Source organism: Paenibacillus sp. BSR1-1, assembly GCF_030403775.1.
Classification (GTDB): Bacteria; Bacillota; Bacilli; order Bacillales; family Cytobacillaceae; genus Neobacillus.
In genome coordinates this window covers 1-18,161 of record NZ_JAQMWQ010000010.1, presented here as the reverse complement: position 1 = coordinate 18,161, position 18,161 = coordinate 1, and the positions used below count along the sequence as shown (strand labels likewise).

Here is an 18,161-nt window from a genome sequence, read left to right as displayed (position 1 = left end):
ATAAGTATATTAATATGCTACTATTTTATCATTTTTCTCTAATAAGAACAGACAATTATTGGGTATTAATGATTATCTTCGACATTTTTCGCAAATACGTAAAAAAGGGCTTGCAGATGCAAGCCCTTTGCGAATTTTGTTAACTTACTTTTTTCAACGGTTCCACTTGAGTATTCAATGTAGAATGCTTTCGGCCGTATCCGAAGTATACTCCTAATCCAATTACTAACCAAATACCGAAGCTGATCCATGATTCTGCTGGAAGCTGAAGAGTTAAATATCCACAGAAAACAAAAGCTAGAATCGGAATATAAGGAACAAATGGAACACGAAAACCAGATTTTGGTGCCATATTGTTTTTACGAAGATATAAGATACCGATAGCAACTGTCATAAAGGCGAATAATGTCCCCATGTTTACTAAATGGGCAAGTTTATTTAATGGAACTAAACCTGCAAAAATTGATACTAGTAAACATGTAATCCATGAGTTGAACATTGGTGTCTGCTTCTTCTTATCAACCTTTGAAAATACCTTTGGTAATAGACCATCACGGCTGATTGCATAGAATAAACGAGTTTGTCCATAAAGCATTACGAGTAATACAGTCGTGATCCCAACAATGGCACCCAGCGAAATAAAACCTGCAACCCAATCTTGATGAATATAACTAAGAGCGAAAGCAACTGGGTTTTTCACACCAAGTTCAGTGTAAGGAACGATACCTGTCAAAATGGCAGAAACAACGATATATAAAACGGTACAAACAGCAAGTGAAGCGATAATTCCAATCGGCATATTTTTTTGTGGATTTTTCACTTCTTCAGCTGCTGTTGAAACAGCATCAAAACCAATATAAGCAAAGAAAACTGTTGCCGCTCCGGCAGTAACACCAGAGAAACCGAATGGCATGAATGGAGTCCAGTTTCCTGGCTTTACATACCATACTCCTACGCCAATAAATAGTAAAACAACTACTAGTTTAATAATTACCATAATTGTATTAAAACGAGCTGATTTTTTAACTCCTTGAGTTAACAAGAGCGTAATAATGAACACAATAAGAATAGCTGGAACATCAATGTACGTCCCTTTTGCAGGATCGTAGGCACTTGTTAAGGCAGTTGGAAAATGTATGCCAAATCCCGCAAGTAATCCTTGAAAATATCCAGACCAGCCACTGGCAACTGCTGATGATGCTAGCCCGTATTCGAGGATTAAATCCCACCCTAAGATCCAGGCGATTAATTCACCAAATGTTGCATAGCTGTACGTATAAGCACTGCCTGATACCGGTACGGTGGAAGCAAACTCTGCATAACAAAGCGCTGCAAACACGCAAGCTAATCCAGATAAAATAAATGATAGTATTAGAGCCGGACCTGCATGCTCTGCAGCAGCAACTCCTGTAAGAACAAAAATTCCAGTTCCAATAATTGCACCAATTCCCAGCATAGATAAATCAAAGGCACCTAAATCCTTCTTCAAGGTAACATCTTTTTTTCCAACTTCTTGGATCAGTGCCTGAATCGATTTCTTTCTAAATAAATCCATTTTGTAAACCTCCTTGTTATATTGTCTTAATGTTCTGACAAAATAACTCGTAAAAAAATTATATACAGATAATATAATCTTTTTCTACAAAAAGCAATATTTTTTGAAAAATAAAATTATTTGAAAATACTCCCAATTGATAAATACCGAATTTTCTTATCCTTTAATGAATTCAGATTAATCCCTAAAAACAAATAAACGACGCTTTATACTATATCTATAAAAATAAAATTATTTTATAATACTGTTTTTTTATTCAAAAAAAAGATGACATCCGTCACTAGGAAACAGATGCCATCTTTTTATTTTTATGCTACTTTTGATTCCAATTGTACTCGTGGTGAATTCCACATACTAATCCATTTTTTAATTGCACTCACCATAATCACCATACCAAGTATTAACATGATGATAGATAAAATTCCATTAAGAACACTATAGCCAGATGCAGCGGTATTCAAATAAACGTTTTTCACCATCCAGTATCCTGCATAGTTTACCGTCACGAATAAATACGCAAGCGGAACAAGGCAAGTAAGCATATACCGTCGTTTATCTGCAATTTTGAGAATAACAGTGGCACCTACAATAAGACCAATCGAGGCCATTAACTGATTGGAAACGCCAAACAGAGCCCAAACAGAACCAATGTCCCCTGAGAACAGTAAATATCCCCACATAAAGCATGCTAAAGCACTTGCAATGATTGACCCTGGAATCCAATCGGTTTTTTTCAATGGTTTATAAAATTCACCAAAAAAGTCTTGGATTAAATAACGAGCCACACGCGTTCCGGAATCAATCGCCGTGAGGATAAACACCGCTTCAAACATAATAACAAATTGGAAGAAATAAGATGATAGCTTTGCAAACCATGGAATACCAGTAAAAATGTAGGTCATCCCTACAGCTAAGGTAACTGCGCCACCGGTTCTGCCTTCTAGATCAATCCCAATTTCCTTTGCAAGTTTCGGTAACTCCACCACATTCATTCCTAAAGTCTTGAATACTTCAGGTGTTGAGTTAATAGCAAAGTAATCTGCAGGCTGGAGAGCAGTTGCAGCAATTAACGCCATGATTCCCACAACACATTCAACTAACATTGCTCCAAAACCAACAACCTTAATATCTGACCAACGATCTAGCATTTTTGGCGTTGTACCTGAGCCAACAAATGCATGGAAGCCGGAAATTGCACCGCAGGCAATGGTTATGGAGATAAACGGCCATACTGGTCCACCTAAAACCGGCCCGCCCCCTTGAGTGAATTTTGTAAAAGCCGGCATCTCAATACTAGGATTAATAATAAATACTCCAATAATTAAAGCAATAAATACCCCTATTTTCATAAAGCTGCTTAAATAATCGCGTGGAGCAAGCAAAAGCCAAACTGGTAGGGCTGCAGCAAAAAATGCATAGATTGGCAGAATAATAGCCAATGTTTTTGTGTCTAATGTGAGCCAATCACCTAAGGCCGTATCTTGGATAGAAGGACCAACAAAAACTCCAACCATAACAAGAATAAAGCCAATTGTTGAGGTTAATTTCAAGTTGCCCGTTTTTTTATAAGCAATTCCTACAAACATTGCGATTGGAATCGTGATTCCGACCGAAAACGTTCCCCATGGATTGTTTTCGAGAGCATGAAGGACAACCATGGATAGGCCTGCCATCGTTATCGTAATTATGAACAGCATCGCTAGACCTGTACAAAAACCTGCAACCGGTCCAAGTTCCTCTTTTGCAACCTCAGATAAGGATTTTCCTTTTTTTCGCATAGATGCAAAGAGAACTACTGCATCATGAACTGCTCCGCCTATTACCGCCCCAATCAAGAGCCATAATAATCCTGGCAAATAGCCAAATTGTGCTGCAAGGATAGGACCTACTAGAGGCCCTGCTGCTGCGATTGCAGCAAAATGATGACCAAATGTTACCCACTTATTAGTTGGCACATAATCCTTTCCATCATTTAACTCATGAGCTGGTGTCGGTTTTGAATCATCTAATTTTAACACCTTTGCAGCCATGAATGTTCCATATAAGCGATAGGCAATCATCAAAATACAAATTGAACCTATTACAATTGAAACCGCATTCATTTTATTTCAACCCCCTGATTCCTTTTTTCTTATCACTATCATATCGAAAGAAAACGTTACCATTAGGTTTTTAGGCTGAAATGCAGGAATTTTCGGATAAAAAACAAGAATAGTAGTATGAAATACAAAAACAGCTGCTCAAAAGCCAAGCAGCTGTTTTAGCTCTTTTGTATAAGTTCTGCTAACCGGAACTTTTTCTCCATCCCTCATGATTAAATTATAGGTTGAATTAAACCAAGGCTCAATCTCGTTAATCGCATCAATATTTACTAGATATGCCCTATGAACTCGAAGGATAGAAGAATGGTGAAGCTTCCTTTCAAACATAACAAGAGGATCATTTACAATGTGTTTCTGTTTATCTGCGGCTATGACAGTTTTTCCCTCGATTGAACCTATATAGTTAATTTCATTAAGATTTATCAAGACAATCTTTTCATCAACAGTAACAGCCAGCTTTTCTGTCCTCTCATGAGAAAGAGATTTTTTTCTTGATGAAAGAGGAATATTTGCAACAACCCTATAAAGTTTTTCAATCGTCTGCTGGACTCTCTTCTCATCAAAAGGTTTAAGAATATAATCAGCCGCATTTAATTCAAATGCCTTTAAAGCATACTCATCAAAAGCTGTCGCAAATACAATTAATGGTGGAAATTCCATTTCATTAATTCGCTCGGCAATTTCCATTCCGCTTTCATCTGCAAGCTGGATATCTAAAAAAATAACATCAATCTCAAGGTTCGCTATTTTTTCAAAAGCCGCCTCAACAGAATCTGCCTCACCGGCTATTTCAATCTGATTGCTCCTTTTCAGGAGAAAGACCAGTTCATCTCTTGCAAGCGGCTCATCATCAACGATAAATGCCTTTAGCAACAACCTCACCCCATTTTTGTTGATTTTCAGGTAATGTAATAAAAACCTTGGTTCCTTTATTAGGCCAACTGTTTATTTGAAAAGAGGCAGTTTGCCCGTAGATTTCTTCAATCCGTTTTTTGATATTCCATAAGGCCGTACCAGTTCCATCCACTGAATCCACCGTCTGATTTCCAAGTGAAGAGAGTAATTCTTGTGTGATTCCTTTTCCGTCGTCCTCCGTTAACAGAACTATTTTCTCACCTTCTCTATAGCATCGGACCTTTACTGTGCCATTTTGAGCTCTAGGGAATGCATAACGAATGGCGTTTTCGACAAGCGGCTGTAACGTAAAAGGAGGAATCAGCATCTTTTCTAATGATTCATCTATATCAAATTCAACCTTATAACGGTTCGGAAAACGCGCCTGCTCAATCGTTAAATAGGCATCAACATGTTCAAGCTCTTTTTCAAGTGGTATTAGCATTTGCCTCGACCCCTGAAGATTGCTGCGAAAGAAAGTACTTAATTTAATCAGAAGGCTCCGTGCTTTATCTGCATCCGTACGAATTAGGCTGGAGATTGTATTTATAGCATTAAACAAAAAATGGGGATGAACTTGAGCCTGTAAAGCTTTTATCTCAGCATCTTTTAATAACCTTCTTTGCATTTCGAGCTCAGCCATTTCTAGCTGCCCTGAAAACAATTGACCTAATCCACCCGCAAGTTCTTGTTCAACAAGATCAAGCTTACTGACATCAGTAAAATAAAGCTTTAATGTACCAACGGTTTTTTCATGGACCTTTAATGGCAATACGATAGCAGCCTTTAAAGGGCAGTTTGAGTCAAAGCACTTAATTTCTTCTGGGGATTTTGCAATAATAATCCTCCCCTCGTCTACTACTGTTTTCGTTAATTCTGTTGACATTTTTCCCATCGGGACATGATGATCGGAAGCATCCCCGACATGAGCTAATACTTGTGTTTGATCAGTTATCGAAATCGCATCCGCATGTGTCCATTTCAGAATAATTTCAGCTGCTTTCTTGCATGAATCAACATTCAAGCCTTGACGAAAGAACGGAAGTGTTTGGTTCGCAATATATAAAGCTTTATGCGTTTGAAGTGCGCGTGTCCGCTCCTGCTCTTGAAGAATTTCCTGTATAATGAGCAGAAATAATAATGTACCAAATCCGTTAATTACAATCATCGGGAAAGCAATTAATTCGACAAGATGAAGCGCTTCTTCATATGGCTTTGCTAAAAGAAGAATAATACCCATTTGGACACATTCCATTAAAACTCCCATGACGACTGCTTTCCAAAGGGAACTTCCATCTTGAATTTTAAAGCGTTTGCTTAAACTGCCAGTAACTATTCCAGCCAATATAGTGGAAAATGCACAAGCAAGTCCTGTAAAACCACCCAATGTCAATCTATGCAAACCAGCGATTAACCCTACACCAACACCAACTATTGGACCGCCCAGCAATCCTCCCATCGTTACACCCATTATTCTCGTATTTGCAATGGCACTTTCACTATCCATATCTGCCAGCCATTCCTGAGAGGTTATGGTACCGTGTCCAATCATTACTCCTGTATAATTACTAATAATTCCAAATACACCAAAAATAGAAATCATGACTATCTTTGCCCGAATGCCATGCTCATTATGGATAATCTCACGAAAAGATTTCATTCTCGAGAGAAGGAATGCAACAATGATTAGGATTCCAACACGCTCTAACATAAGCGGCAATAATTCAATCATAGTTCTCTCCTTTTAAAAAAATCGTTTTTTAATATAACTATATCAAAAAAAATAAACTAACCTGTCATTCGAACGGTTAGTTTTGCTTGTTAAATATTTACTAGTTCCTCTTTTCTCCCTGATGGAAGTACCATCGTCACAATGGTCCCTAGCCCTGGCTCGCTTTGATAGGAAACTTTTCCGCGCATTGTTTCTATAATTCTTAAAGAAACTGACGTTCCGAGACCTGTGCCTTTATCTTTTGTCGTATAAAATAACGTTCCAATCCGTGATAATTGTTCAGGGGTCATTCCTTTTCCAGTGTCAGAGATTAATATCGAGGCTGAGGTTTGATCTGATTTATTATGTATGGTTACTTTTCCGCCTTCTGGGGTTGCTTCAATCGCATTTTTGATCAAATTAACGAGCGCTTGCTTTAATTGGTTACGGTCAGTAAAAAGAATAAATTTCGCATAATCAAGCTGGCTTTCTAACTGAACACCCTGTTTTGCTGCCAAAGGAGTTAGAAGCATCATTACTTCTGATAAAACTTCAGTCAATAAAAATTCTTCTATTTTTTCAAATTTTGGTTTTGCAAAATTCAGGTAGTCATTGATAATCGATTCCGCCCGAGCTAATTCACTTAATACTAGAGTAAGATATTCATAATTCTTCCCTGCCTCCTGCTGCTGCATCAACTGAAGAAATCCCTTGACAACTGTTAATGGATTGCGGACTTCATGTGCAATGGAAGCAGCAAGTTCTCCAAGCGTATTAAGCTTTTCGGCACGCTGGATCTCTTCCTTCATTTTATTTCTTTCAATCATTCCTTCATGGAGCTTTGCGGCTAAAGCAATAGCAATGGTTTCAATTAAACCAATAAGGAGTACGTCTGGAATATTAAAGTCTAATTTAAATAAATCACCCTCAAAATAGCGGGAAACTCTAAGTGATAGATAGCAAACAACAAGAGACCAGCCACCAGCTATGATTGTTAGAAATACACGTTTATTTGGCGGGCAGTTCCAAAACTTTTTCATCATGAGAAATGGAATAAGAGCAGTAAATAAACTGTTTACAATTCCAAATATGACAGTATCTCCCCCCATTAATATTCGGGCAATAATAATGGTTAGTAAAACAATACCTCCTGCCTCCCTCCCTGCGTATAAAAAGGCTATAATAACAGGAACATATCGGAGGTCCCAATAGAATCCATAGTTGGCATATGAAAAAGTCATGCAAGCAAGCGCCGCAATACTGTGCAATATTCCTACAAGGTAGGGATTATTTAATTTGTTCTTATGATCTAAAAGCGCGCTACAAAAAAGGACTGGTGCGATGGTGATTAACAAATTCAAAAGAAGTTTTTCTGCCAGCATTGTATTCCCCCACAGTTAACCATGTATAAGGATAACAATACGACAAAAATCGTCACATTCCTTCAATTTTCAAAAAATTATACTAAAAAAAAAAATCATCTGCTTTTTCCCGTAAAATTACCATAGTACACATAACATTTTCGATCTTCGTCAATTTCTCTAGAATCCATAGCAAACTCGGCAAATTTTCCATTCCTTTGTATATAAATATACTCTGAGTGGAGGGCAGGGAGCACTCCCTCATGGTCCCAAACATCTTTATGCTCTATTAGGTTTGATCCGCTTCTGTTAAGTTCTCTTATCTCAAAGCCAATATGAGGATAGTGGATTTCCGTTGAATCATTCGTAAATCTTTCTTTTTTGATGTATATAACTGCAGACCCATCCGGGTCCATGGCTGTTGCAGTGACCACATATGTCTCTCCTTCTTTCACAAAAAATTCACAGGACATCCTTGCCACTGCTTCTGCAGGAGAAACATTCATGTAATTCCAAAGGGCAGGATACTGGTGGTCATCATCAAGCCGATATTCCAGTCTCACAGGCTATCACTCCTTTTCCACTAATTTTACCATTGTTTTCCTCTATTTTACTTTTATAATTAAAATATATAACAAAGAAGGAGAGTGGTAAGGTGAAGAAAACCCAATGGTTAATAACTGGTGTTCTTACTTCTCTTATGGCCGGAACGCTTTCAGGCTGTTCGGATGATCATCCGCCCAAGCCCAATGACAAAAGCTGCAGGGACTGGGAATGGGACGATGATCAAGGTGTGTGGAAATGCGATGACAGCCATTCAAGTCATTTTGGACATTATTTTTACGGGGGAAGCTATTATCGAAATAAGTCCTCCCTCTTGAAATCCTCCTCCTATAAATCCTATAAATCTTCCTCAAGCTTTAAGGGAGGATTTGGGAGCGGATCGAAGGGTGGATTTGGAGGTTAGAAATGGCGGATTATGTTGAAAAACGCAAAGACTTTTATGCACGATATCCATTCTTTTGGTCTGATTTATACGGGAGCGAGTACAGTCTTTTTCACGTATTTACAATAACGCAGGAAATCCACCTTAAAATTAAACAAGCAACAGAGCGAATGGGAAAGATTTTTTTTAAAACAGCCCTTCTGCTTCGAAATCTGACGGATGAACAGCTGCTTGAATTCGGATATCCAAAAGGGAGCATTCCATTTATTAGAGAAAAAACTCTTTTTCCAGAATCGGTTATTTCCCGTTTCGATTTCGCGTTGACGAAAAATGGTATTAAATTACTTGAATTTAATAGCGACACACCAACCTTTATTGTGGAATGTTTTCAAATGAACGGACTGGTTTGTGCGGAATTCGATATGCTAAATCCGAATAATGACGGGGAACGGCTCCTTTCCTCTGCTATTACAAAAGCCGTATTAGAGGCGTCAGCTGAAAAAATGTCACCGAATGTGGTGTTCGCTGCCCACGAGGATCATATGGAGGACTGGAACACCACTCAATATTTAAGTCAGCTTTGCCAGATGAAAAACAAAATGGTTCCTTTAAGTGATCTTCGCATCACAAATCATGCTTTATTCGATCCAGACGGCGAGGTCATAGATGTTTTGTACCGCCAAACCTATCCACTTGAGCATCTTATCGAAGACAGGGACTCCGAATCAGGCGATCTTGTTGGAATCGAATTACTAAAGCTTGCAAAAGAAGGGAAAATCTCGATTGTAAATCCTGTTTCCGCTTTTCTTCTCCAGCCTAAATCCATTCAAAGTCTAATTTGGGGATTAGCTGAGCAAGGAGCCTTTTTTTCAGGAGAAGAACAAAAATGGATTAAGGAATATATGCTTCCTACCTATCTTGAGCCAGATTCATTTATAGGCACTTGTGCCTTTGTCCAAAAACCATCCTTTGGCAGAGAAGGAGATTCTATTAAGATTTGGAATCAACATTCCGAAATCACTGAGCAAAATTCATTTCAAACCTATGAACAAGAACTTCCTGTCTTTCAGTCCTATGTACCTCTTCCAACTGTTTCACTGGAAACAGAAAAAGGAATAGAGGAACTTTCCTACGTGTTTGGTTCATTTCTTATTGCCGGCAAGCCAAGCAGCATTGGAATTCGTGCAGGCGGAAAAATCACAGGGAATGAATCTTACTTTTTACCGGTGGGAATTAAAAAATAAGGGGGAACGTAAATGGCAAATTTCTTATTATACTTGGCCGTATCGCTTGGGCTTTTACTAGTGGGACTTTTTCTTATGGAAGTAACAACAAAGGTTAAGGAATTTTCTTTAATGGCGAAAGGAAATAAAGCAGCGAGCTATGTACTAGGCGGCCGTCTCCTTGGTCTTGCAATCGTTTTGTATTCAACAGCTGCCAATTCGATCTCCCTCATGGACATGGTAATTTGGGGAGCGATTGGCATTCTCGCGCAGATTATAGTTTTTTACCTGGCAGAATGGCTGACACCACGATTTAATGTCAACCAAAGCATCGAGGAAGATAATCAGGCAGTCGGGCTTTTTCTTATGTTTTTATCGATTTCCATCGGCGTTGTGATTGCTGGCTGTTTAACCTATTGAAAAAAACGCATCCCGTGGATGCGTTTTTTTAAATGGCCTGGTAGGTTTTCTTATCGCAAATGACAAATAACCTTGCGTCCTTAGGAAGAGGTTCTTGCCATTTTTTCAAAATGTTTAAATCGCTTCGGTCTGCAATTAATTGTGCACCTTTTTGCTTAAGACTTTCATATGCCTCTCCATATGTTTTCCATTCTGGATTAACTTCAACCTCCCATAAATCACTTCCATCCTCACCATCTTTGCGGCTTAATAATTGTGTAAAGAGATGGCTGGCTCCTTTCGTCTGAGCAGATTTTGCCATCAGATTGGATACAGATTCGTGCGAAAGGATAAATTCATCAATTTTAACATGCTTGAAATTACCAACATGCTTTTCATTTAATATCTCTGCAATCGTATAAATCTCTTTTTCCGTGCCGTCATCGTACCGTTCAATCGAGGAAGCTACTAAAAGTGTTTTTCCATCCGCCAGATCCGGATTGTCGATACCATCTGGAGCAAACAACAGAACCGCTTTTGCTTTTTCAATCTTTGCTTTCCTCAAAATGTCTTCATCAGTTGGACTCCCTTGAATATAAAGAAACCGTTCATGTTCATAGGGAGTCTTTTCCAATTCATCTATCAGAACAATTTCAGTTCTAGGTTCTGCAATAAACAGTTCCTTTATGGTATTCTTGCTTTTAGCCGTCCAGCCAACAATAACAAAATGATTTTCTCCTCTAAAAGTCATTTTCCCTTCCTCCTTCAGCCGTTTATACTGGGAAACACCATCGACAATCATGCCAATCACCGTACCAAACACTCCAATCCCCAATGTATAAACAATGAGCATAGCCCAAATCCTTCCTAGCTGCGTCGTAGGAAAAACATCTCCATAACCTACCGTTGTCATGGTCGTTAAAATCCACCAAACGGCATGGAAGGTATTTTCAAAGGTCTTCGGCTCGAGAACTCTCATAATTTCAGCATTTATCACAATATAAAAGATTGTAAACACCAAAACTGTTCTGTAGCGGTACCGGGACGCCGTTAAAAATAATTTCCGAAAAAATATCATCAATGCCCCACTCCTCTTTAATAACCATAAAATTTCTCCTATACCTTATTTTTCTAATTTTACTATACAGTTTATTAAAGGGGGAAAATTAATAATGAAATCATTATTTGTAAAAAGAATTTTTCAACAGGAATCGTGGCATCGGTCTTTTCGTTAAGCCTAAAATTTTGCACAGATTAGTCCAAAATAGGTTGGTACTTCATACGATAAAAACTCAACTCTCCGTTCTTCAGACGGGATCGCCCCGGCGAGTATTAATGTCTGCCAAATTCCATCTGGTTTAGCAGCCCCAATAAAGTCACGTTCAAGATCTGCCATTTTTTCCAATTAATTAGTTTTGATTAGTTCAACCACTAATTTATCGAGGTTTTTAGCTGCGGGATCAAATCCATAAGGTCCATTTTCATCATGGGCATGGGCCCAATCACAGCTGGCAATCAAACCTACCCGCATGTTTGAAGCTTGGACTGCTTTCCTTAACGATTTCCCGAACTCAATATGTTTCTGATAAGAAAGTTCCCTTGATGGGTTTATCACGACAATTGGTATATTCGGCATAAACCGAAGCGGCACAATTGTTCCCCAATCAAGCGGCAAGCATGAAAAATCTCCAGCTGCCGTTCCAAAATTAATCGCAGCTGCTGGTATCTCATCTTCCAACGCGAATTGGCAAACCAATTTTGCCAGGTCTCTTTCCACCCTCCGTTCCAAATAAAAAACTGCTCCATTTTCTTCAACCATTCCTGCCATTCTTTCAGAATCTGTAATAGCAAATTGACCATTGATTCTCGTGCCGTGAGGAGTGAGGATGATGATGCATTCGGGTTGTGCCTCCGACATTCGGGCACCCAGCTTTTCCATATTTCCTCTTGTCAGGGACATTCTTTCTGGTAATTCCCCCTGCAGTTCTGGAATAATTTCTCCTCCATGTGGAGTGATGCAGGCAAAAACAAAGGGATTCATAAATCGGTTCCTCCTCAATTTATTTAATACTTCATTTATTTAGAGGAACTTACATACAAATCCTCCTAAAAAATAATAATTTGACAAAACGACATAAAGAATATATAATAATATCTTGTGCTTTATTAATAGTAACTTGTAAAAGATAAAATAACGCAATGTAAGAATTTTTCTGGCATTCTGCTTATGTTTTAAAATAAAAAACTTATTCACACTGGATCGGCTTCGGAGCCGTTAGGATGTAAGAGAGGTAGGGCTTACATCGTTTAGGTATAAAACCATCAGGTGGAAGAATAACCGCGGCAAGCTTGTTTTTTATAAACAACGATAATATATAAATTTTTACCTTGCGATGGCTGACTAGATATGCGCAACCAATCACAAGTTACAATAATGGTTCAAATTACGAACCAAAGCAAATAGAAGGCAGAGGGACTATAATTCCTCTGCCTTCGTCCAATTTTGCAAGAAAAAATGACCTGATTCTCCAATCAGGCCATGCACTTTAGTTTTCTATAATAATTGCTTGTTTTTCCATTTTCTCCCATGCTTTAATAAAATTGTCTCGATCCAATTTTTTATTTTTTGTTCCATATGGATCGTTAATATAGATATAATTTTCATCGTAGCCTGTTATCACGACACTGTGTTCACTAAAGGTAATGTCGATTTTTCCTTGCGGGGTATCCCATGTTTGAAAGACAGAAACGGGAGCGAAGTTAGTCGTAGTAATAATCCAAACTGGATGACCCTGGCTTACCTTCTTTAATAAATCCGTAAACGGACTGCCAGTTAAATTGACTGCTTTATCACCTGCATATTTCTGCGCTAGCTCATAGACAGGACCATTATAAACACCTAAACCAGGACCGTGTGCCATATCTCCAACAAACCCTGCATTTGGATTTCCCTTCTTGCCATTTCTGTAGGTTAACGGAACCGTTTTAATATTTTTCGCCAATTCGTTTTTCGTCACGTTTACCCCACTGTAATTCAAAATCATCGCTAGGCTAGTAACCTCGCACCCATTATATAAAAGCGGTTTATCCATTTGATTTAACAAAGGTACATCTAATAGTTTACTATCAGGTAAAATAGGGCTTTCTTTCTGTAAAGCTACCTCTCTCGTAATCAGTGGTGTATTAACAGCCTTAAATGCTGGTAAAGCCTCGCTCGACTTTACCGCCAAAATACTTTTGGCGCTAAAAAAGGTTATTAATAAAATAATACCGATAATCAACGTTTTTTTCATATCCGATTAATTCCATCCTTGTTATAGACTTGGCTGAAAATTCATACTAGTAATATACTACTTTATTACCATACCAAAAAATCTGTAAACGATAAAGGAAATTCATTTCCAATTAGAGAATAATCGGATTACCTTAAGTTTTCCTTAAAAGAAATGCTCTTTTGCAGATCGAGCAAAAGAGCATTTTGATTAAGTTCGTGTTTTATTTAGATGAAGCTTTTTTAATAACTGGTTAATTACTTCAGAAAAAACTAAACCGAAGGCAATCGATCCGGCAAGCATGAGTACTTTTGCTGCAGAGCCCAAAGCAGAATTATAATCGTTTTCAACAAAATTCCTCATCGCATCATACGCTAGACCGCCAGGCACTAAAGGTATAATCCCGGCTACACTAAAAATGATGACAGGCATTTTATAAAACTTTGCCAGCTCCTGACTAATGACTGCCACAAAAACAGTCGCAGCCAAAGTAGCAAAAACGGCATCACCTGAAAAATCCTCGAGAAGATAGTAAATGAGCCAGCCGCCCATTCCTATAAGTCCACATTTTACTAAAGATTCTTTTGGTGCATTAAAAATTATGCCAAATGCACCTGTTGCAATAAAACTTGTGATTAACTGTGCTAGTATAGCCAATTTTATCCACCCTTACAAAAATGATAGAACTACTGCAATTCCTGCACCAATGGCAAAGGCCGTCAAAAATGCTTCTGCCCCTTTTGACAGTCCGGAAACTAAATGTCCTGCCATTAAATCCCTGATTGCATTCGTTACTAAAAGCCCCGGAACTAAGGTCATGACCGAACCGATAATGATTTTATCCAATTGGTGGCCAATACCAATTTTTACAAAAATAAAAGACATCAACCCAATTACGAACGAAGCTAAAAACTCCGAGAAAAACTTAATTGGGATGAACCGGTGAAAATATATAAAACTAAGATACCCAATCCCACCAGAAATAAGCGAGGGGATAAAATCATTCCAGCCCCCATTAAACATAATCATAAAACAGCCGCTTGCTAAGGATGCAGCAGCCACTTGAACCATAAAAGGAAAAGTAAGATTTAAAGAATCAATTTCTTTTAATTGATTTAATGCTTCTTCAAGTTTCAATTCGCCGCTGCTAATTCTTCGTGAAACGCTGTTTACCATAGCGACCTTCTTCAAATCAGTGGACCGTTCGGAAATCCTGATTAGCTTAGTCTTTGTCGGTTCCGCTCCTTCAGCAGAAAAAATGATACCGGTCGGAGTTACATAACTATGTGTTTTTTCAATGCCAAAGGAGGCGGCAATCCGCATCATTGTATCCTCAACCCGATACGTTTCTCCGCCGCTTTGAAGCATGACTTTTCCAGCTAGCAGGCAGACCTCCATAATGTCATAGGTTTGTTCAACTTGTTTTTCCATTAATTTTTCACCACATATTTCAACATTTGTTTCTAAGTTTAATCAAAACAAAGGTTTGAAGCAATTATCTTTTGATTTAGGCTGTATTAAAGACATTGTTAATTGAAGCGGAAGGCCCCAAATCAACCACTAAGTTTAACAAAACTTTGATTTAAAGATTCACAAAAATGTTTAATTTAGGAAAAAATAATTATTTAAATTTTCTAAAAAATAAATTATACTATTGTCATATTTTAGCAAAAGGTGGCGATATGTTTGAAAGCATTAAAATCCATATTAATCTGGGGTGTAATTGCAGCCTTGGGTGCAGCAGGATTTGCGGTAATGGCCTTAAATAATGGAGAAAGCATCAATGCCATTTGGCTGTTAACAGCTGCTGTTTGCGTCTATGCGATTGCTTACCGCTTTTACAGCAAGTTTATTGCCCAAAAGGTTTTCCAGCTTGATGATTCAAGGAAAACACCAGCAGAAATACATAACGATGGTAAAGACTATGTTCCCACCAACAAATGGGTTCTATTTGGACACCACTTCGCAGCAATTGCCGGTGCCGGTCCATTAGTAGGTCCAATCTTAGCAGCTCAAATGGGATATTTGCCCGGAACCCTTTGGATTGTTGTCGGTGTTGTATTAGCAGGAGCTGTTCAGGACTTTATTATTCTGTTTGGATCCATGCGCCGAAACGGTAAATCTTTAGGTGAAATGATCAAGGATGAGATGGGTAAATTCACAGGCATTGTTTCAATGATTGGTATTTTAGGTATTATGATTATTTTATTAGCCGTTTTAGCATTGGTAGTTGTGAAAGCGCTTGTAGGCAGTCCATGGGGAATGTTCACAATCGCCGCAACGATTCCGATTGCCATTTTTATGGGTATTTATATGCGCTTTATTCGTCCAGGCCGTGTGGGTGAGGCATCAGTGATTGGCATTGTGCTTTTGCTCCTTTCCTTATTCTTTGGGCAAACAGTTGCTGAAAATCCTACACTTGCAGCCATGTTTACCTTTAAAGGTGAAACGATCGCCATTATGATGATTATCTATGGATTTGTGGCATCCGTCTTACCTGTATGGCTGCTTCTGGCTCCTCGTGATTATTTAAGTACTTTCCTAAAGGTTGGGACAATCTTGGCCCTTGCGTTGGGCATTATTATTGTTGCCCCAAACCTTGAAATGTCTGGCGTTACAAAGTTTATTGATGGAACAGGTCCGGTGTTTGCTGGAAACCTTTTCCCTTTCCTATTTATTACTATTGCCTGTGGATCTGTTTCTGGATTCCATGCACTGGTCTCTTCCGGTACTACGCCAAAAATGATTGAAACAGAATCACATGCCCGCCCGATTGGCTATGGTGCCATGCTGACTGAATCGTTTGTAGCCGTCATGGCGATGATTGCAGCATGTGTGCTCCATCCTGGAGTTTATTTTGCAATAAACAGTCCGGCTGCCTTAATCGGGACAGATGTTGTTCAAGCTGCCACTACCGTATCAAGCTGGGGTTTTACGGTCACTCCTGATGATTTAAAAACAATCGCCAGCAATGTCGGAGAACAAACCATCCTCTCAAGAACTGGCGGTGCACCAACACTTGCGATTGGGATGGCTGTTATTTTCTCAAAAGTAATTGGCGGGAAGGCCTTAATGGCATTTTGGTACCATTTCGCCATCCTTTTTGAAGCGTTATTCATCTTAACAACCATTGATGCGGGAACTCGTGTTGGACGCTTTATGATCCAGGACTTGATTGGAACTGCTTATAAACCATTTGCCAAAACAGAAGCGCTTATTCCAAACCTAATTGCCACGGCGCTATGCGTCCTCTTCTGGGGTTACTTCTTGTATCAAGGTGTCATTGACCCGCTCGGCGGAATCAATACTCTTTGGCCGTTATTCGGTATTGCCAATCAAATGCTGGCGGCTATTGCCCTTCTTCTCGGAACAACCATTCTTTATAAGATGGGCAAAAAAGCATATGTGTGGGTTACTTTACTGCCGACAACCTGGCTGTTAATCGTTACGTTGACAGCAGGATGGCAAAAATTATTCCATGACAATCCAAAGATCGGCTTCTTGTCACATGCGAAAATTTTTAAAGAGGCATATGATGGCGGCAAGGTACTTGCTCCAGCAACGACGGCCGCGCAAATGAAACAAGTTTTAATTAATGATTATGTTGATGCCACCCTTACAGGAATATTCATGGCAGTTGTCATTGTTGTATTAATCTCAGCCATTCGTATATGGTTTAAAGTAATCTCTAACCACAAATTACCACTGCACGAATCGCCATATGTGCCTCGTGACAAAGGAGATTTCCAAAAATATGCTTAATAAATTAAAGGAACTTAACTCCTTCAGAAAACAATTTATTAGTCTGCTAGTTGGTGTTCCCAGCTACGAAACCTACGTTAAGCATATGGAATTGCATCACCCTGGCGAGTCCATAAAATCACGAAAAGAATTTTTCTGTGAGGCACAGGAAGCCCGGTACAACGCAAAGGGCGGAAAAGTATCCAGATGCTGTTAAACCGAAAACAGCCTGACACCTATTTAGAGGTGGGCAGGCTGTTTTTTATTGGTGCCAAATTTTCATTAATACTAGATTTATAACTACAATCAAACCATAAATGTAAGCTAGCGTTTGTTTTTCAGCAAAACACAAAGCTACTGCTGGTAATCCAAAAATGACAATCTCTAATCCTAAAAACGCGAATCCACTTTGTAAGTATGGTGCCTTCGGTGCCCCAAACATTCCCCATATGACTGCTGCAAGTAGGGGTGTTCCGATACCAAGCAGGATTTTGATGATTGTTCCTTGTGAAACATGAAATCCCCAATAGCCTAATATCACAAGCACCATGATTTCTAAAAGGAATCGAATACCAAGATTAATAACTTTTAATGCCTCCATCCTTTTCTCCCTTTTTATGACGTAATCTTTAATTTCATATTCACTTCTGAGCAGGAGTATTCAAATAACAAAATTTTTATTGTTTTTTACAAAAGATAATCCATTTGCAAGTAAAAACGATTTTTCGATCTTATTTTCGGAAAAGGTCCTTTTATTTGCGAATTTCCCCAGTTTATTGCGAATTTATTGATTTTATTTGCGAAAACTCTGGTTTTATTTGCGAATCAAATTTTATCAGCGAATTTATAGAATTTATCAGCGAATTCGGTTTGGCCCCCTAATTCCGGACACAAGCTTTCTTTTTCTCTTGTTTTCTCAGTTTTTCATTTTGAGGTCAACCTTCTTCACCTTCCGCG

At 38.7% G+C, this 18,161-nt stretch carries 18 protein-coding genes; 5 read left to right on the top strand and 13 right to left on the bottom strand.

Annotation, left to right across the window (positions count from 1 at the left end; genetic code table 11):
• Positions 1–139: 139 nt before the first annotated feature.
• The 6 genes from bcaP to PH210_RS15315 all read right to left on the bottom strand — a co-directional run bounded on the left by bcaP (position 140) and on the right by PH210_RS15315 (position 8,186).
• Positions 140–1,555 (bottom strand): branched-chain amino acid transporter BcaP, encoded by a 1,416-nt coding sequence (gene bcaP / locus PH210_RS15340; RefSeq protein ID WP_289986699.1) that lies wholly within the window; start codon positions 1,553–1,555, stop codon positions 140–142.
• A 308-nt stretch (positions 1,556–1,863) separates the two neighbouring features.
• On the bottom strand, positions 1,864–3,657 hold the full coding sequence (gene cstA / locus PH210_RS15335) for a carbon starvation protein CstA (protein ID WP_289986696.1): 1,794 nt from the start codon (positions 3,655–3,657) through the stop codon (positions 1,864–1,866).
• Between the two features lie 138 nt (positions 3,658–3,795).
• The gene (locus tag PH210_RS15330; protein WP_289986694.1) at positions 3,796–4,530 is read right to left on the bottom strand and encodes a LytR/AlgR family response regulator transcription factor; all 735 of its coding nucleotides are present in this window, start codon (positions 4,528–4,530) and stop codon (positions 3,796–3,798) included.
• Positions 4,508–6,283, bottom strand: a complete 1,776-nt coding sequence (locus PH210_RS15325) for a sensor histidine kinase (RefSeq protein WP_289986692.1) — start codon at positions 6,281–6,283, stop codon at positions 4,508–4,510. The genes PH210_RS15330 and PH210_RS15325 overlap by 23 nt, the downstream gene beginning before the upstream one ends.
• Before the next feature lie 89 nt (positions 6,284–6,372).
• Positions 6,373–7,644 carry an ATP-binding protein gene (locus tag PH210_RS15320; RefSeq protein ID WP_289986690.1) on the bottom strand — a complete coding sequence of 424 codons (1,272 nt, stop codon included), beginning with the start codon at positions 7,642–7,644 and terminating at the stop codon, positions 6,373–6,375.
• A gap of 95 nt (positions 7,645–7,739) precedes the next feature.
• Positions 7,740–8,186: a hypothetical protein gene (locus PH210_RS15315; RefSeq protein WP_289986688.1), complete on the bottom strand. Its 447-nt coding sequence runs from the start codon at positions 8,184–8,186 to the stop codon at positions 7,740–7,742.
• 137 nt (positions 8,187–8,323) lie between these two features.
• Here PH210_RS15315 and PH210_RS15310 point away from each other — a divergent pair, with 137 nt between their 5' ends.
• From PH210_RS15310 to PH210_RS15300, 3 genes are read left to right on the top strand one after another with little or no spacing between them, the layout of a single operon-like run.
• Positions 8,324–8,590 (top strand): hypothetical protein, encoded by a 267-nt coding sequence (locus PH210_RS15310; protein ID WP_483312119.1) that lies wholly within the window; start codon positions 8,324–8,326, stop codon positions 8,588–8,590.
• A 2-nt stretch (positions 8,591–8,592) separates the two neighbouring features.
• A complete protein-coding gene (locus tag PH210_RS15305) occupies positions 8,593–9,813 on the top strand; it encodes a glutathionylspermidine synthase family protein (RefSeq protein ID WP_289986684.1) in 1,221 nt (406 codons plus the stop codon).
• Between the two features lie 12 nt (positions 9,814–9,825).
• Positions 9,826–10,212, top strand: coding sequence for a DUF350 domain-containing protein (locus tag PH210_RS15300; RefSeq protein ID WP_223589589.1), 387 nt, complete (start codon positions 9,826–9,828; stop codon positions 10,210–10,212).
• Positions 10,213–10,240: 28 nt separating this feature from the next.
• Here PH210_RS15300 and PH210_RS15295 read toward each other — a convergent pair whose 3' ends face one another.
• The 6 genes from PH210_RS15295 to PH210_RS15270 form a co-directional block, all read right to left on the bottom strand.
• Positions 10,241–11,269, bottom strand: a complete 1,029-nt coding sequence (locus PH210_RS15295; protein ID WP_289986882.1) for a potassium channel family protein — start codon at positions 11,267–11,269, stop codon at positions 10,241–10,243.
• 159 nt (positions 11,270–11,428) lie between these two features.
• Complete coding sequence (locus PH210_RS15290) at positions 11,429–11,587, bottom strand: hypothetical protein (RefSeq protein ID WP_289986681.1); 159 nt, start codon at positions 11,585–11,587, stop codon at positions 11,429–11,431.
• A gap of 9 nt (positions 11,588–11,596) precedes the next feature.
• A complete protein-coding gene (locus PH210_RS15285) occupies positions 11,597–12,232 on the bottom strand; it encodes a DODA-type extradiol aromatic ring-opening family dioxygenase (protein ID WP_289986680.1) in 636 nt (211 codons plus the stop codon).
• 505 nt (positions 12,233–12,737) lie between these two features.
• Positions 12,738–13,484, bottom strand: a complete 747-nt coding sequence (locus PH210_RS15280; protein ID WP_289986679.1) for a C39 family peptidase — start codon at positions 13,482–13,484, stop codon at positions 12,738–12,740.
• A 189-nt stretch (positions 13,485–13,673) separates the two neighbouring features.
• Positions 13,674–14,120, bottom strand: a complete 447-nt coding sequence (locus PH210_RS15275; RefSeq protein ID WP_289986678.1) for a threonine/serine exporter family protein — start codon at positions 14,118–14,120, stop codon at positions 13,674–13,676.
• Between the two features lie 12 nt (positions 14,121–14,132).
• Positions 14,133–14,894 (bottom strand): threonine/serine exporter family protein, encoded by a 762-nt coding sequence (locus PH210_RS15270; RefSeq protein WP_289986677.1) that lies wholly within the window; start codon positions 14,892–14,894, stop codon positions 14,133–14,135.
• Between the two features lie 255 nt (positions 14,895–15,149).
• Between PH210_RS15270 and PH210_RS15265 the strand changes: the two genes are divergently transcribed.
• A complete protein-coding gene (locus PH210_RS15265; RefSeq protein WP_289986676.1) occupies positions 15,150–17,225 on the top strand; it encodes a carbon starvation CstA family protein in 2,076 nt (691 codons plus the stop codon).
• On the top strand, positions 17,218–17,421 hold the full coding sequence (locus tag PH210_RS15260) for a YbdD/YjiX family protein (protein ID WP_223589579.1): 204 nt from the start codon (positions 17,218–17,220) through the stop codon (positions 17,419–17,421). The genes PH210_RS15265 and PH210_RS15260 overlap by 8 nt, the downstream gene beginning before the upstream one ends.
• A 45-nt stretch (positions 17,422–17,466) precedes the next feature.
• On the opposite strand, the gene PH210_RS15255 is transcribed toward PH210_RS15260, so the two are convergent.
• Positions 17,467–17,805, bottom strand: a complete 339-nt coding sequence (locus PH210_RS15255; protein ID WP_289986675.1) for a YrdB family protein — start codon at positions 17,803–17,805, stop codon at positions 17,467–17,469.
• Positions 17,806–18,161: the final 356 nt, after the last annotated feature.

Excerpts from the sequence above, each read along its gene's own strand:
- PH210_RS15290 (WP_289986681.1), bottom strand. The coding sequence starts at position 11,587 with ATGGCAGATCTTGAACGTGACTTTATTGGGGCTGCTAAACCAGATGGA.
- bcaP (WP_289986699.1), bottom strand. The coding sequence starts at position 1,555 with ATGGATTTATTTAGAAAGAAATCGATTCAGGCACTGATCCAAGAAGTT.
- cstA (WP_289986696.1), bottom strand. The coding sequence starts at position 3,657 with ATGAATGCGGTTTCAATTGTAATAGGTTCAATTTGTATTTTGATGATT.
- PH210_RS15325 (WP_289986692.1), bottom strand. The coding sequence starts at position 6,283 with ATGATTGAATTATTGCCGCTTATGTTAGAGCGTGTTGGAATCCTAATC.
- PH210_RS15260 (WP_223589579.1), top strand. The coding sequence starts at position 17,218 with ATGCTTAATAAATTAAAGGAACTTAACTCCTTCAGAAAACAATTTATT.
- PH210_RS15285 (WP_289986680.1), bottom strand. The coding sequence starts at position 12,232 with ATGAATCCCTTTGTTTTTGCCTGCATCACTCCACATGGAGGAGAAATT.
- PH210_RS15270 (WP_289986677.1), bottom strand. The coding sequence starts at position 14,894 with ATGGAAAAACAAGTTGAACAAACCTATGACATTATGGAGGTCTGCCTG.
- PH210_RS15300 (WP_223589589.1), top strand. The coding sequence starts at position 9,826 with ATGGCAAATTTCTTATTATACTTGGCCGTATCGCTTGGGCTTTTACTA.
- PH210_RS15280 (WP_289986679.1), bottom strand. The coding sequence starts at position 13,484 with ATGAAAAAAACGTTGATTATCGGTATTATTTTATTAATAACCTTTTTT.
- PH210_RS15305 (WP_289986684.1), top strand. The coding sequence starts at position 8,593 with ATGGCGGATTATGTTGAAAAACGCAAAGACTTTTATGCACGATATCCA.
- PH210_RS15255 (WP_289986675.1), bottom strand. The coding sequence starts at position 17,805 with ATGGAGGCATTAAAAGTTATTAATCTTGGTATTCGATTCCTTTTAGAA.
- PH210_RS15310 (WP_483312119.1), top strand. The coding sequence starts at position 8,324 with ATGGCCGGAACGCTTTCAGGCTGTTCGGATGATCATCCGCCCAAGCCC.
- PH210_RS15295 (WP_289986882.1), bottom strand. The coding sequence starts at position 11,269 with ATGATATTTTTTCGGAAATTATTTTTAACGGCGTCCCGGTACCGCTAC.
- PH210_RS15320 (WP_289986690.1), bottom strand. The coding sequence starts at position 7,644 with ATGCTGGCAGAAAAACTTCTTTTGAATTTGTTAATCACCATCGCACCA.